This is a genomic window from Streptomyces sp. STR69, assembly GCF_024519455.1.
Taxonomy (GTDB): Bacteria; Actinomycetota; Actinomycetes; order Streptomycetales; family Streptomycetaceae; genus Streptomyces.
Genome location: NZ_JALJRY010000021.1, coordinates 189,095 through 202,077 on the forward strand (window position 1 = coordinate 189,095; position 12,983 = coordinate 202,077).

The 12,983-nt window shown below is 69.6% G+C and carries 12 protein-coding genes and 2 pseudogenes; 2 read left to right on the forward strand and 12 right to left on the reverse strand.

Annotated features, from left to right (window positions below; all coding sequences use genetic code 11):
• The first annotated feature begins 561 nt into the window (after positions 1-561).
• Complete coding sequence (locus OC490_RS33915; RefSeq protein WP_262061846.1) at positions 562-762, forward strand: hypothetical protein; 201 nt, start codon at positions 562-564, stop codon at positions 760-762.
• A 21-nt stretch (positions 763-783) separates the two neighbouring features.
• On the opposite strand, the pseudogene OC490_RS33920 reads toward OC490_RS33915, so the two are convergent.
• The 4 genes and pseudogenes from OC490_RS33920 to OC490_RS33935 form a co-directional block, all read right to left on the reverse strand.
• Positions 784-1,065, reverse strand: a pseudogene (locus tag OC490_RS33920) (enoyl-CoA hydratase/isomerase family protein); the annotation flags it as partial.
• A 30-nt stretch (positions 1,066-1,095) separates the two neighbouring features.
• Positions 1,096-1,902, reverse strand: coding sequence for a strictosidine synthase (locus OC490_RS33925; RefSeq protein WP_262061847.1), 807 nt, complete (start codon positions 1,900-1,902; stop codon positions 1,096-1,098).
• Positions 1,903-1,938: 36 nt separating this feature from the next.
• A complete protein-coding gene (locus OC490_RS33930; protein ID WP_262061848.1) occupies positions 1,939-2,802 on the reverse strand; it encodes an alpha/beta fold hydrolase in 864 nt (287 codons plus the stop codon).
• Between the two features lie 66 nt (positions 2,803-2,868).
• Positions 2,869-3,864 (reverse strand): NADP-dependent oxidoreductase, encoded by a 996-nt coding sequence (locus OC490_RS33935; RefSeq protein WP_262061849.1) that lies wholly within the window; start codon positions 3,862-3,864, stop codon positions 2,869-2,871.
• A 148-nt stretch (positions 3,865-4,012) separates the two neighbouring features.
• On the opposite strand from OC490_RS33935, the gene OC490_RS33940 reads away from it, so the two are divergent.
• Positions 4,013-4,636: a TetR/AcrR family transcriptional regulator gene (locus OC490_RS33940; protein WP_262061850.1), complete on the forward strand. Its 624-nt coding sequence runs from the start codon at positions 4,013-4,015 to the stop codon at positions 4,634-4,636.
• Positions 4,637-5,179: 543 nt separating this feature from the next.
• On the opposite strand, the gene OC490_RS33945 is transcribed toward OC490_RS33940, so the two are convergent.
• From OC490_RS33945 to OC490_RS33980, 8 genes and pseudogenes are all read right to left on the reverse strand, one after another.
• Positions 5,180-6,019 (reverse strand): SGNH/GDSL hydrolase family protein, encoded by an 840-nt coding sequence (locus tag OC490_RS33945; protein ID WP_262061851.1) that lies wholly within the window; start codon positions 6,017-6,019, stop codon positions 5,180-5,182.
• Between the two features lie 67 nt (positions 6,020-6,086).
• Positions 6,087-7,100, reverse strand: coding sequence for a hemolysin family protein (locus tag OC490_RS33950; RefSeq protein ID WP_262061852.1), 1,014 nt, complete (start codon positions 7,098-7,100; stop codon positions 6,087-6,089).
• The gene (locus tag OC490_RS33955) at positions 7,097-8,455 is read right to left on the reverse strand and encodes a hemolysin family protein (RefSeq protein WP_262061853.1); all 1,359 of its coding nucleotides are present in this window, start codon (positions 8,453-8,455) and stop codon (positions 7,097-7,099) included. Before OC490_RS33955 ends, OC490_RS33950 begins: the two co-directional genes overlap by 4 nt.
• A 150-nt stretch (positions 8,456-8,605) precedes the next feature.
• The gene (locus OC490_RS33960) at positions 8,606-9,031 is read right to left on the reverse strand and encodes a GNAT family N-acetyltransferase (protein WP_262061854.1); all 426 of its coding nucleotides are present in this window, start codon (positions 9,029-9,031) and stop codon (positions 8,606-8,608) included.
• Complete coding sequence (locus OC490_RS33965; RefSeq protein ID WP_262061855.1) at positions 9,024-9,935, reverse strand: LLM class F420-dependent oxidoreductase; 912 nt, start codon at positions 9,933-9,935, stop codon at positions 9,024-9,026. The genes OC490_RS33960 and OC490_RS33965 overlap by 8 nt, the downstream gene beginning before the upstream one ends.
• Positions 9,936-9,983: 48 nt before the next feature.
• Positions 9,984-11,750, reverse strand: a pseudogene (locus OC490_RS33970) (ABC transporter permease); the annotation flags it as partial.
• Positions 11,751-11,768: 18 nt separating this feature from the next.
• On the reverse strand, positions 11,769-12,008 hold the full coding sequence (locus OC490_RS33975) for an ArsR/SmtB family transcription factor (RefSeq protein WP_262061856.1): 240 nt from the start codon (positions 12,006-12,008) through the stop codon (positions 11,769-11,771).
• Between the two features lie 751 nt (positions 12,009-12,759).
• On the reverse strand, positions 12,760-12,983 hold a 224-nt coding region (locus OC490_RS33980), incomplete at its 5' end, for a GH12 family glycosyl hydrolase domain-containing protein (RefSeq protein ID WP_410099209.1).

Here is a 12,983-nt window from a genome sequence, read left to right on the forward strand (position 1 = left end):
CCTCGGTCCCGACGTGATCTCTTCACGCCGGGACCCCGTGATCCATCGCGTTCGAACGGTTGGCCGACCGGTGTCGAGAAGGGGTGCACCGTCGCGGCCGTCGAGCCGTGGATGAGATCGGCGGTCGATCCGCCGGCAGCCCGATCAGCAGCGGGGCACCACCGTGGTGACAGACCATCGCGGCTGTAGGACCACGGTCCAAGGCGGTGGCAGGCACCGTGAGTTCGGCCCGGTCGGTGTCGGTGAAGCTCGGTCGGGCCATGCTCGGCGCGCACTCGTCCGCGCATCAACCGGTGCAGTTCGTCCAGCGACCGCCAGGGCACTGCCCCGAACGCCACCCGCAGCAGTGTCGGCGGGTACAGGCTGCGCCACTGCGTGGTGAGTCCTGGCCAATCGGCCCGTGGCCCGGAGAGGGCGCCGACGCGTTCGAATTCGCCCGTGATGCTGGTGCACCGGTCAACCGCGGTGCCGAAGACGTCGGAAATCAGGTGGGCCCTGCGGCAAAAGAGGACGTACACGGCGTTGGCTGCGTACGTGCTCGCTTTCTGATGGGTGTCAGCGTTGCTGGTTGGCGACGCCGATGTGGTGCCCGAGACGGTATTCGAAGTCGATGCCGGCCTGTTCGGCGACGGCCTGCGTGCCGGCGGCCCGGGTGAGGAAACCGGGGAGGGCGAGGGAGTGGGTGAACTCGCCGTACGCGGCGACCAGGTCCGCGTCCGGAGGCAGGGATGCCCGGTTGATCTGGGCTTTGGCCGAGGCTAGTGAGGTGCGGTCGAAGGAGGCGAGCCGGGCGGCGACGGTGCCGACGAAGGCGTCGAGTTCGCTGTCGGGGAGGGCGCGGGTGACCCAGCCCCAACGCTCGGCGGTGTCGGCGTCGTAGTCGTCGCTGGTGAGGATGGCTTCCAGAGCGCGGTCGCGTCTGACGGCGCGGGGGAGGCGTTCGGTGCCGCCACCGCCGGGCAGCAGTCCGCTGCCGACCTCGGGCTGTCCGAAGATCGCCTCCTCCCGACTGGCGTAGCGCAGATCGAGGGCGAGCTCGTTCCCGCCGCCACGGGTGCTGAGCAGATCCGACGGTCCGCTTCTCGCCCGCGCCGCTCACTCCTCGTAGTGCGGGAGGATCTCGCCGTTCTTGACGTAGGTGAGCGCCGCGGTGACGTCGTAGGCGTGGATCGCGGAGACCTGCGGGGTCAGCCGGTCGGACAGGTCCTGGATCACCTGGCCGGTGAAGGAGGCGTCCCGTGCTGCGGTGTCGGTGAACCCGAGGCTGAGGGAGGCGTGGAAGTGCTGGTCGTGGGGGTTGTCGTGGGCGACGTCCGGGGTGTCCCAGAGCTTTTCGATCCAGGGCAGGAACGTCTGTGTGCGCAGTTCCTTCAGCACTCCGGTGCCGGCGAGCGCGGGAGCGAGCTGCTCGTTGACGAACTTCCGGAAGGCGCCGGCGCCGATCCCGTCTCTGCGGCGCAGGTAGATCAGAGCGCGGGCACCGACCGTCTGTCCGGGGCCTGCGACGTCGTACCAGCGGGATGAGTTCGGCGGGCCGGCGTAGAACAGGGTGCGGCGGAACACGTTGATCTCGTCGGCGTAGGCCAGCTTCGTCTGCTTGCGCCCTTTCAGGGGTGCAAGCGCCGACTGGAAGGTGACTTCCGCGACTCCGTCGATCTTCCGGTCGGCGGGGATCGCGGTCTGGACCCCGTCTATGGCCGGCCACCGGCCCGGGTTGTGCTCGGCGAGGTGGATCTGCCGGTACTCCTCCAGGCCCGGGGTGGCGGAGATGATCCCTGAGTGCGGGCCCTTCCAGTGGTCCATGCCGGTCTGGCGGGGCTGGTCGGTCCGCACCCACAGCAGGATCGAGGAGGTGAGGGGCTTCTTCACTTCCGGGGGTGCGACGGCCGGTGACGTGCTCATGGTGTTGCCCTTCTCTTCCTGGTCAAGCGGTTGTCATCAGGCGAGGAACTCGACCGCCACGGGGGCGAACCGGTCGTGGTACTGGAAGATGCCGCCGTGCCCGGAGTCGGGGTAGATGATCAGCTCACTGCCCTTGATGCGCCGGTGCAGGTCCTCCGACAGGACCGACGGCACCATGCGGTCGTTGTCGCCGTTGGCGATCAGGGTGGGCTGAGTGATCGACGACAGGTCGTCGGGGGTGGAGCGCCCCCACTTCTTGATGGCCTTCAGCTGTGTCTGGAAAGCCTTGGTCTTGATGTCCGCGTCGCGGTCGACGGTGCGTTCCTTGAGCCGGTTGACGAACGCGCGCCCGGCCGCCTTGCCGGTGGCGTTGCGGTTGAAGAACAGGAACTCCTTGGGGTCCGAGCGGGTCAGGGTGGCACGCAGGATGTCCCAGTAGGTGATTCTGGCGACCTTGTCCATGTCCTTGCCGCCCTTGGGCCCGGTGCCGGTGAGGACGAGCCTGCGGACGAGCTCGGGGTGCTTCACCACCAGGGCCTGGGCGACCATGCCGCCGAGGGAGAAGGAGAAGACGTCGATCTTGTCGTACCCGAGCGCCTTGATGAAGGTGTAGGCGTCGTCGGCCATCGCCTCGACGCTGTCCGGCACCTGGCCGGTGGATGCCCCGACACCGCGGTTGTCGAAGGCGATGACGTGACGGCCCTTCGCGACGGGGTCGACGATGCGGGGGTCCCAGTTGTCCAGGGTCGCGGCGAGGTGGACGAAGAAGACGACGGGGATGCCGCCCTTCGGTCCCAGCTCGCGGTAGGCGTAGGTGACGCCGCCGGCGCTGACGGTGCGGGCCGGGGCCTTCGCGTAGGAGGTGATGACGGCTTCGTTCGGGGTGCCGGTGCTGCTCATGACGGATTCTCCTCGGGTGTTTTGTGTCGCTGTGCGTGTTGTGTCACCCGTCGCGGTTGCGGCGGGTCAGCTGTTGCCGATGACGGCCTTGCCGCGGATGCCGCCCTGGGACAGGGACTGCAGCGCCTGCGGGGTCTGGTCGAAGCGGACCACCTTTCCCACGACCGGGCGCACCACGCCCTGGTCGATGAGGGTGGTGATGTGGCGGAGCTGGTCGCCGCTGGCGCGCATGAGCAGGAACTCGTACGTCACGCCGAGCTTCTTCGCCTGCCTGCGGATCTTGCGGCTCAGGCCGGCGACCGCAAGGCGCAGCAGCGGGTTCAGGCCTGCCTCGCGGGCGAACGCGGGGTCCGGGGGACCGGCGATCCCGATGGCCTTACCGCCAGGCTTGAGCACCCGCAGGGACTTCTCGAGGTTCTCCCCACCGATTCCGTCCAACACCAGGTCGTAGCCGGTCAGGAGCTGCTCGAAGTCCTGGGTGCGGTAGTCGATCACCGTGTCCGCGCCGAGCGCGCGCACGAAGTGCGCGTTGGAACCGCCGGCGGTCGTGGCGACGCTCGCACCGAGGTGTGCGGCGAGCTGGATCGCGATCGAACCGACCCCGCCGGCGCCGGCGTGGACGAGAACCTTCTGCCCGGGCCGCACCTTCCCGCGTTCCACCAGCGCCTGCCATGCCGTGAGCGCCACCAGTGGCAGCGAGCCTGCCTCATCCATGCTGATCGAGGCGGGCTTGAGCGCCACGTCGCCCTCCGCGACGGCGATGCGCTCGGCGAACGTGCCGATGCGGTCCTGGGCGGGCCGGGCGTAGACCTCGTCTCCGGGCTTGAAGCCGCGAACCGCCTTCCCGACTCCGATGACGGTGCCCGCGACGTCGTTGCCCAGGATCAGTGGCAGCTTGTACGGCAGGATCTGCTTGAACTCACCGGCGCGGATCTTCTCATCCAGCGGGTTCAGCCCGGCGGCCTCCACCCGGACCAGCACGTCGTGCTCTCCCACGGTGGGCTCGGGGACCTCCGCCTCCTGTAGCGGCTCCTTGTACTTGGTGACGACGAACGCTCTCATGGGGCGCCACTCCTTGCCTTCATCCTATTTATCCAGGTCTGAGACCGGGTCGGCCAATTCGACGCGACTTCCGGGGTCTCGCCCCGCTCGGTCAATCCGAGTACGCTCAACTATGAGTGTACTCAGAATTATTGTCAAGGGAGGCCCCATGGGACGCGGCCACATGCCGCTCGGGCGCCGCGAGCGGGCCAAACAGGCCAAGCGCGAGCGCATCATGACCGCGGCCCGTGAGCTGTTCGCCGAACACGGCGTCAGCGGGGTCACGACGCAGCAGATCGCCCACCGGGCCGACGTCGCGATCGGCACCCTCTACCTGTACGCGTCCACGAAGGCCGAGTTGCTGATCATGGTGCAGAACGAGAAGTTCGCCGCCGCCATCGACGCCGGCCTCGCCGCCGCGAACGCCGCCGCCGGACAGGGCGCCCTGGAGCCGGTCGTCGCCCTCATCCGTCCCGTGGTGGAGTGCCTGAGGGAAGAGATCGAGAACGGCCGCACATACCTGCACGAACTCGTCTTCGGCGACCCGACCGAGCCCTACCGGCAAGCGGGCCTGGCCCTTGCCGGCCGCCTCGAGGACGGCGTCACCGGCCTGCTCACCCGCGACGCGCACATCGGCGCCGCCGACGCGGCAACGCTGGCGCGGGTGATCACCGCGATCATCCACATCAGCACCACCGCCACCGTGTACCTGGAACGCAGCGACGAAGTCGTCCTCGCCGACATCCGCGACCAGATCCACGCCACCCTGGCGCCCCACCACCGCGCGGTATGACCGCTCGCTCCACGAGCCGACCATCGAACACCCCGGGAAGGGAGCACGTCATGAGCGCACTACGGCGCATCGTCCTCGGCGCCGGCTCGAGCACGATCGGCACGCATACGGCTTCTGGAGAGCGCCCGGGTCACCGACTGTGTCGGCGTCCGGTGAGCTACCGCCGATGCCGCTCCCTGCAGGTTTCGTAGGCCGTGCGCCGGAGCGTGAATCCTCCGGGACTTGCAGGTCTGCCACAACCGGTGTGGCGGGCAGGTCGCGGACCGACGCCGGAAGTGCGAATCGGCTTCCGGCTGACGGATCTTCCCGAGCTGGGGGCGTTCTCTTTCGTGTCGACTTCGTGGGAACTCGCCGCCGAGCTAGCCGCGTTGGCTGCTGCCCTGGAGGTGGCTACAGGCGGCCGGTCGTTGAGGTCGACAGGACGCAGGTCCTCGCTCAGGATGCGGTACGACTCGCGGCGTGACGTCGGTCTGTCGGCTGCAGGTGTCGTGCGGGTGAGGCTCCGTGTTCAATCGATGCATGGCATCCGGGCGAGGCTCGGAGTCAGGGCCCCACCCGTCGCCAGTCCGTCACAGGGCCAGGGTTTGTGTGGTCCACAGGGGTGACCCAGAAGGCTTTGCCCAGCTCGGCGCTAAAGTGCGCGCCTGTCCGGCCGTCCCCCGAGGAGCGGCCGGTGAGGCGGCGGCCGATCCAGGGGAGGAGGTACTGGCGGGTGAAGCGGACGTCCTCCACGCGGCGGGCGGTCCAGTTCGGGGGCGGGGTCGGCGGCATCGGGGTGCGCCACTCCGGGTCCTCCGCCTCGTAGCCGAGGGTCTGCCATACGGCCTCGGCGACGCGGCGGTGGCCCTCATCCGTGAGGTGGAGGCGGTCGACGTCCCACGCGCGCGGGTCGGCGAGTGAGGGGGCGCCGTACAGGTCCACGACCAGGGCGCCGTGCCGGTCGGCGAGGTCGTCGACGCAGGCGAAGAGCTCTTCCATGCGCGGCCGGAAGCGCTCCAGGACCGGGCCCTGGCGGCCGGGGCTGCGCATCAGCACCAGCTGCTTGCAGGCGGGCGTGAGGCGCTCCACGGCCTCCTCCAGCAGCGCGCGCACCCGGCCCATGTCGCACTTGGGGCGCAGGGTGTCGTTCAGGCCGCCGACCAGCGTGATCACATCGGGCTGCATGGCCGCCGCCGGGCAGACCTGCTCCTCGACGATCTGCGCGATCAGCTTGCCGCGTACGGCGAGGTTGGCGTACCGGAAGCCGGGCGTCCGGGCGGCCATCCGCCCGGCGAGGAGGTCGGCCCAGCCCCGGTAGGTGCCGTCAGGGAGCAGGTCCGACATGCCCTCGGTGAAGGAGTCGCCGATCGCGACCAGGCTGGTGTGCGTGGGATTCGTCTGCATGGCGACGAAGATGATATCCCGCGTCCATACCCGCCGGTCGGTCCCCCTCCCCGATCAGGGGCCGGGCTCACGTCCGCTGCCCGAACAGCTCCCGCAGCACGTCCTCCATGGTCACAAGACCGGTCAGTCGCCCCTCCTCGTCGAGGACCGCCGCGAGGTGCGTACGGCCGCTGCGCATCGCGGTGAGGACGTCGTCCATGGGAGTGCTCTCCCGGATGTTCGCGATGGAGCGCATGTCCTCCACCTTGAACGGCTCGTCGCGCGGCGAGGCGTCGAGCGCGTCCTTGACATGGAGGTAGCCGATGATGCGGCGCTCGGCGTCCACCACTGGGAAGCGGGAGAACCCGGACTCGGCCGACAGCACCTCCAGCTCGGCCGGAGTGATGCCCGCGACCACGTAGTCGACGCGTTCGAGGGGGAGTACGACGTCCCGGACCGGTCTGCTGCCGAGCTCCAGCGCGTCGTTCAACCGCTCCCGGGCGCGCTCGTCGATGAGACCTGCCGCGCCGGAGTCCCTGACGATCCGGGCGAGTTCGGCGTCCGAGAAGGTCGCCGTGACCTCGTCCTTGACCTCGACACGCAGCAGTTTGAGCAGCGTGTTGGCGAACGCGTTGATCGTGAAGATCACCGGGCGCAGCGCCCGGGACAGCGTCACCAGCGGCGGTCCGAGGAGCAGAGCGCTGCGTACCGGCTCGGCCAGGGCGATGTTCTTCGGCACCATCTCGCCGAGCAGCATGTGCAGATAGGTCGCCGCGGCCAGCGCGATCACGAAGGACACCGCATGGCCCGCGCTCTCCGGGACGCCGACCGCGTGGAACACCGGTTCCAGCAGATGCGCGATCGCCGGCTCGGCGACGATACCGAGCACCAGCGTGCACAGCGTGATGCCGAGCTGGGCCGCGGCCAGCAGCACGGACACGTGCTCCAGACCCCACAACACGCTCTTGGCGCGCCGGTCGCCCTGCTCGGCGTGCGGCTCGATCTGGCTGCGGCGCACCGAGATCAGCGCGAACTCGGCGCCCACGAAGAAGGCGTTGACGACCAGCGTCGCCAACCCGATCAGCAGTTGTACGGCGGTCACAGCTCCCCCTTCGCGGAGTCGGAATCGGAACCGGAGTCAGGACCGGATGCGGCCCGCGGCGCGTGCAGCAGCAGCCGCGCGGCCCGCCGCCCCGACGCGTCCACCACGTCGATTCGCCACCCGGCGACCTCGACGGTGTCCCCGACCTCCGGAATCCGCCCCAGCTCGGTGGCGACCAGACCGGCCAGCGTCTCGTACGGCCCCTCGGGCACCCGCAGCCCGACGCGCGCGAGCTGGTCCATGCGGGCGGCGCCGTCCGCCGAGTACAGCGTGCGGCCCTCGTCGTCCGTCCCCGCCGATGCCAGGTCGGGCGTCTCGTGCGGGTCGTGCTCGTCCCGCACCTCTCCTACGACCTCCTCGACGATGTCCTCCAGGGTCGCGACCCCCGCCGTGCCGCCGTACTCGTCGATGACGACGGCCATCGTGCGCTTGCCGGACAGCCGGTCCAGGAGGCGGTCCACGGTGAGGGACTCGGGGACCAGGAGGGGTTCGCGCAGCACGTCGGAGAGGGGGAAGCGGGCCCGCTGGTCCGCCGGTACCGCCAGGACGTCCTTGATGTGCACGGTGCCGACGACGTCGTCGAGGCTGCCGCGGTAGACCGGGAAGCGGGACAGGCCGGTCGCCCGGGTCGCGTTGGCCACGTCCTCGCAGGTCGCCTGGGTGTCGAGGGCGACGACCTGGACGCGGGGCGTCATCACGTTCTCCGCGGTGAGGTCGGCGAGGTTCAGGGTCCGGACGAACAGTTCGGCGGTGTCCGGCTCCAGGGCGCCCTGCTTGGCGGAGTGCCGGGCCAGCGCGGCCAGCTCCTGCGGTCCGCGCGCGGAGGCCAGCTCCTCGGCGGGTTCCAGGCCGAAGGCCCGCACCACATGGTTGGCCGTGTTGTTCAGATGGCTGATGAACGGTCGGAACGCGGCGCTGAACCAGCGCTGCGCGTTGCCCACCCGTTTGGCGACGGCCAGGGGTGAGGAGATCGCCCAGTTCTTCGGCACCAGCTCGCCGACGACCATCAGGAACACCGTCGACAGCGCCGTACCGAGCACCAGCGCGACGGACTTCGACGCCGAGTGCGAGATGCCCAACGACTCCAGGGGACCCGCGATGAGGGCGGCGATCGACGGCTCGGAGAGCATGCCGACGACCAGGTTGGTGACCGTGATGCCGAGCTGCGCGCCGGAGAGCTGGAAGGTCAGATTCCGTACGGCCTTCAGGGCGCCCGAGGCGCCGCGCTCGCCGCGCTCGACCGCGCGCTCCAGCTCGCCGCGCTCGACGGTGGTCAGCGAGAACTCGGCCGCGACGAAGGCACCACAGGCGAGCGAGAGCAGGATCGCCACCAGCAGCAGAAGCACTTCGGTCATCGGGTCACCTCCGTCCCATGATCGGACAGGGCAGGGAGGTTCGCGCGATGTCGCGTACTGGGAGGCTCGCCCATGGGCGGACGCTCACACCTTTCGAGGAGATGGAGAAGTTCCGGGTCGTCCGCCAATGGTAAAGGATGAGCAAAGCGATCAGGTGGTGAGGTGCTTCACCCAGCGCCGCCAGTGGTCCTCGCGTACGTACCCCGCCGCGCGCCAGGCATGCTGCCCGGTCTCGTTGCGTTCCAGCACCATGGCGTCCCCGCGCCGCCCGCCCAGCGCCACGAACCGCTCCTCGGCCGCCGTGAGCAGCGCCGAGCCGATGCCCCGGCGACGCTGTTCCGGATGTACCGCCAGCCGGTAGAGGTGACAGCGCCAGCCGTCGAAGCCGGCGATCACGGACCCGACGAGCCGCCCGTCGCGTTCCGCGAGGATCAGCGCGTCCGGGTCCCGGTCGATGAGCCGGGCCACACCGCCGCGGTCGTCGCTGATGCTCGTCCCTTCGGCGGCCTCGCGCCAGAACGCCAGCACGGCGTCGATGTCGGAGGGGGCCGCGCTGCGGATATGAAGATCACTCATGGGACGAGCCAAGCAGAGGGCCGGCTGGTGCGGCGAGCGGATTTCGGCGCAGTTCCTCGACGACCGGCGCGAATGCCTCCAGGTACGGCTCCAGCACGGTGAGATAGGAGAACCCGTACCCGTCGCGCAGCGCACGCAGCTTCGTGGCGATGTGGTCCAGCGTGCCGACCAGCATCACGGGGAGGTCGAGCACCTGCTCCAGGGTCAGGTCCGGGCGACGGTCCAGCAGCGGCCGGAGCGCCTCCGCGGGATCGTCCGTCACCGCCACCATCTGGATCAGCAGGTTGAGTTCGGCGGGTTCCGCCCGCTCGGCCGCGAACTCCCGGTACCGGGCGACCCGTTGACCGAACTCGGTGGAGTCGACCGGCGCCAGCTTGCCCTCCGTGTCGCCCGGCACCAGCCGCGCACCCGTGAACGCCGCGATGTCCGCGTGCTCGGCGGTCAGGCGCAGCATGCGGTCGCCGTTGCCGCCCAGGAGCAGCGGTACCCGTGTCTTCGTGGTCTCCAGCAGCCGTGCCAACTCCTCGACGGTGCGCCGCAGATGGTCCACCCGTTCCCCCGGCGAACCGAAGGGCAGCCCCGCCGTGTCGTGCTCCGCCTGTATGTAGCCGGTGCCGAGGCCGAGTTCGAGGCGTCCGCCCGTGAGGTCGTTGGTCGTCGCGACCTCGCGGGCCAGCAGAGTCGGGTTCCAGAAGCCCGCGTTGAGCACGAACGTGCCCACCCGTGGCCGTTCGGTCGCGTCCGCCGCCGCGACCAGTGCCGGGAACGGCGCGACCATGCCCAGATGGTCGGGGACCAGGATCACGTCGTAGCCGAGTTCCTCGGCGCGTCGGCATCTCTCGCGCCACTCGTCGGCGGGCGCGGACGTGAGCAGACTGGCTCCGAAGCGGAACGGGCGCGGCATGAACTCTCCTGAGCAGCGGGGGATTTCAGAACGACCGTCGCGATTCCATCACTCGTGGGCGATCGCCGCCAGCACGTTCATGCGCGACGCGCGCAGCGCCGGCAGCAGGGCCGCCACGATGCCGACCACCGCCGAGCCGATCACCACCGCGACGATCGTGGTCCACGGCACCGCGAGCGCCTTCATGCCCTGGAGGGCGAGGACTTGCTGCGCGCAGACGCCCCACACCAGGCCGAGCCCGAGGCCCAGAACCGCGCCGAACACCGCGATCACCACCGACTCCAGCCGGATCATCCGCCGCAGTTGGCGTCGTCCGAGTCCGATCGCGCGCAGCAGCCCGATCTCCCGGGTGCGCTCGACGACCGACAGGGCAAGGGTGTTGACCACGCCGAGCACCGCGATGACGATGGCCAGTCCGAGCAACGCGTAGACGAGATACAGCAGTACGGCGATCTGGTCGTGGACGAGTTTCTTGTAGTCGGCCTCGTCGCGGACCTGTACCTGCGGATAGGGCTTCAGTGTCGTGTCCAGCGCCTTGCGGAGCTGGTCGGCGCCGGTGCCTGAGGCGGCGTTCACGTACAGCGCGGAGTCCTGGCCGTTCGGGACGTACTTCTCGACCGTGGCGATCCCGAAGAACAGCCCGCCCTGCGTTCCGAACCCGTCCGCCGAGTCCTGGTCGCTGAGCGCGCCCACCGTCAAGCGAGTGGTGCGTCCGCCCGGGAACTCGACGGGGAGCACGCTGCCCAGCCGTACCTTGTGGTCCTTCGCGAAGTCGACGTCCATGGCGAGGTGCCCGGCGGCGAGTGCCGAAGTGGTGTTCCCCTGCGCGTACTTGATGTGGGCGACATCGTCGAGCGGGGTGTCGTAACCGGCGGCCGTCGTCTCCACCCGCCTGCCGTCCGGCAGCCGGACCGCGAGGGGCGCGAACCGGGCGCGTACGACGAGACCGACGCCGTCGGTGGCGCGCACATGGTCCGTGACCTCCTTGGAGAACGGCACGAAGCTGCCGTTCTGGATCACGAAGTCGGCGCCCAGGGTCTTGTCGATCTGCTGGTCGAAGGACTTGGACATGGAGGCGCTCGCCACCGACATCCCGCCGACCAGGGCCAGTCCCACCATCAGGGCCGCCGCGGTGGCGCCCGTACGGCGCGGGTTGCGCAGGGCGTTGCGCTGGCTCATCCGGCCGACCGAGCCGAACAGGGCGGGGAAGGCGCCGCCCAGCACCCGGATCATCGGGCGGACCAGGAGCGGGCCCGCGATCACGGTCGCGATCAGGGTCAGCACGATCCCGAGCCCCAGGAGGGAGGAGGCCGAAGCCGTCTTCGTCGCGGCGGCGCAGCCCGCGAGCGCGGCCACGCCGGTCGCGCCGACGATCGAACCCACTACCGCCCGCACCTTCAACGGCCGCCCCACACCGGCGACTTCGGCGTCCGCGAGGGCTGCCATCGGAGAGACGGTCGCGGCCCGCCTGGCCGGGAGATACGCGGCGACGAAGGTGACGCCGACACCAACGACGTACGCCGCCACGGGAGTCGGCCAACTCACCACCATCTCCGTGGTCTTGAGGTTCATGCCGAACGCGGACATGAGCTTGATCAGCCCGGCCGCGAGTCCGATTCCGGCCGCCAGGCCGAGCGTCGAACCGATCAGGCCGAGCAGCAGCGCCTCGGTGAGCACCGAGCGCCGCACCTGTTTGCGGTCGGCGCCGAGGGCGCGCAACAGGCCCAGCTCGCGGGTGCGTTGGGCGATCAGCATCGAGAACGTGTTGACGATCAGGAAGACACCGACCAGGACCGCGATGCCCGCGAAGCCGAGCGCCCGTACAGGTCCTCTTTAAATTCCCGATTGAGCTGGCCACCTGACCTGCAGGAATGAGGAGCGATGCCGCCCCCGCGGCTCCTCTCGCACCAGCCGAGCCTTCCTGAGCACCGCCAGGTGCTCGGACACCGCGGGCCTGCTCAGTGCGAACTGGCCGGCGAGATCACCGGCCGCCCGCGGACCCTCCCGCAGGGCCTCCAGTAACCCGCGCCGCACCGGATTGGCCAGAGCCCTGAACACATCCACTACCGTCATGCCCGCCGCAATGCGGCGGAAGACTCCGACATGTCAACTTTCTCCGACACGTTAGGTGTCTCGTCGAGCCAGGCAGCCGAGGGGCGAGACCCTGAAAGTCTTCCCGTTACTGACCCGGGCTCCTAGCGCCCGCGGAATCAGGGTGTGGGCGAGTGCTCCCTTGGTGGCGAAGCCGGATGCGGGCGGCTTCGGTTCTGCCCGGGTCGTTCGTCCGCGACCTGGGCGGATGCAACTCCCGGTCCATCGGCGCCCGCTCTCGTCCGAAGGCGTGGGCGGCGAAGCCCCGATCCGGCAGTGTTCCGGTCCGCCCGGCTGTGCCGGAGTACTTCTGCTGCACGCCGGCGGAGACGACTCCCTTCGCGAGGAATCCGGTGTTGTTCACGACGAGGATGCCGTCCGGGGCGCCGAGCGCGTCCTGTACGGGTCGTTGTGACCGGCGTACTAGGCCGGCTGCCGGCGGTTCTTGTGACCTGCTGGGCCCAGCAGACGCCGGATACGATCCCGCATCCGGCGCCGGGCCTCGGCCCGGCCGAACCGTCCGCCCAACCGGAGGAACCGGTTTCCGAGCTTGACACTCCAGCGGCTCAGGACAGGGCCCGCCATCGTGCGCCGAGCATGGACGCCCTGGCCCGCCGTCCATGACGGCTTCCCGGAACCGGCTCCTGAGGGACCGTCAGCCGGTTGGACTCGGAAGGTTTCCTTTGACCAGCGGGAAATGACGAAGTGCGAGTGGAGGAGTGGACGGGGGTGGTCAGCCGACGTTCACCGAGTAGGAACTGCTGCTGAGCTTGCCCTTCCCGCGGAAGACTTCGGTGCCGGCCTCGACGCTGGTCAGATACGCGTTGTTGGCCAGCAGTCTGCGCTGGACGAGGGCGTCGGCCATGGCGGTGATGTCGGTGGTCGCGGAGTTGGTGTTGGCGACGCGGACGTAGGAGTAGACGTTCCAGCTGCTGGTGACGCGGCCCGCCTGGTCCT

Bases quoted from the DNA above. Each gene is read 5' to 3' on its own strand.
- OC490_RS33930 (WP_262061848.1), bottom strand. From the start codon at position 2,802: ATGAGCAGCACCGGCACCCCGAACGAAGCCGTCATCACCTCCTACGCG.
- OC490_RS33940 (WP_262061850.1), top strand. From the start codon at position 4,013: ATGGGACGCGGCCACATGCCGCTCGGGCGCCGCGAGCGGGCCAAACAG.
- OC490_RS33965 (WP_262061855.1), bottom strand. From the start codon at position 9,935: ATGCCGCGCCCGTTCCGCTTCGGAGCCAGTCTGCTCACGTCCGCGCCC.
- OC490_RS33960 (WP_262061854.1), bottom strand. From the start codon at position 9,031: ATGAGTGATCTTCATATCCGCAGCGCGGCCCCCTCCGACATCGACGCC.
- OC490_RS33975 (WP_262061856.1), bottom strand. From the start codon at position 12,008: ATGACGGTAGTGGATGTGTTCAGGGCTCTGGCCAATCCGGTGCGGCGC.
- OC490_RS33955 (WP_262061853.1), bottom strand. From the start codon at position 8,455: ATGACCGAAGTGCTTCTGCTGCTGGTGGCGATCCTGCTCTCGCTCGCC.
- OC490_RS33945 (WP_262061851.1), bottom strand. From the start codon at position 6,019: ATGCAGACGAATCCCACGCACACCAGCCTGGTCGCGATCGGCGACTCC.
- OC490_RS33935 (WP_262061849.1), bottom strand. From the start codon at position 3,864: ATGAGAGCGTTCGTCGTCACCAAGTACAAGGAGCCGCTACAGGAGGCG.
- OC490_RS33925 (WP_262061847.1), bottom strand. From the start codon at position 1,902: ATGAGCACGTCACCGGCCGTCGCACCCCCGGAAGTGAAGAAGCCCCTC.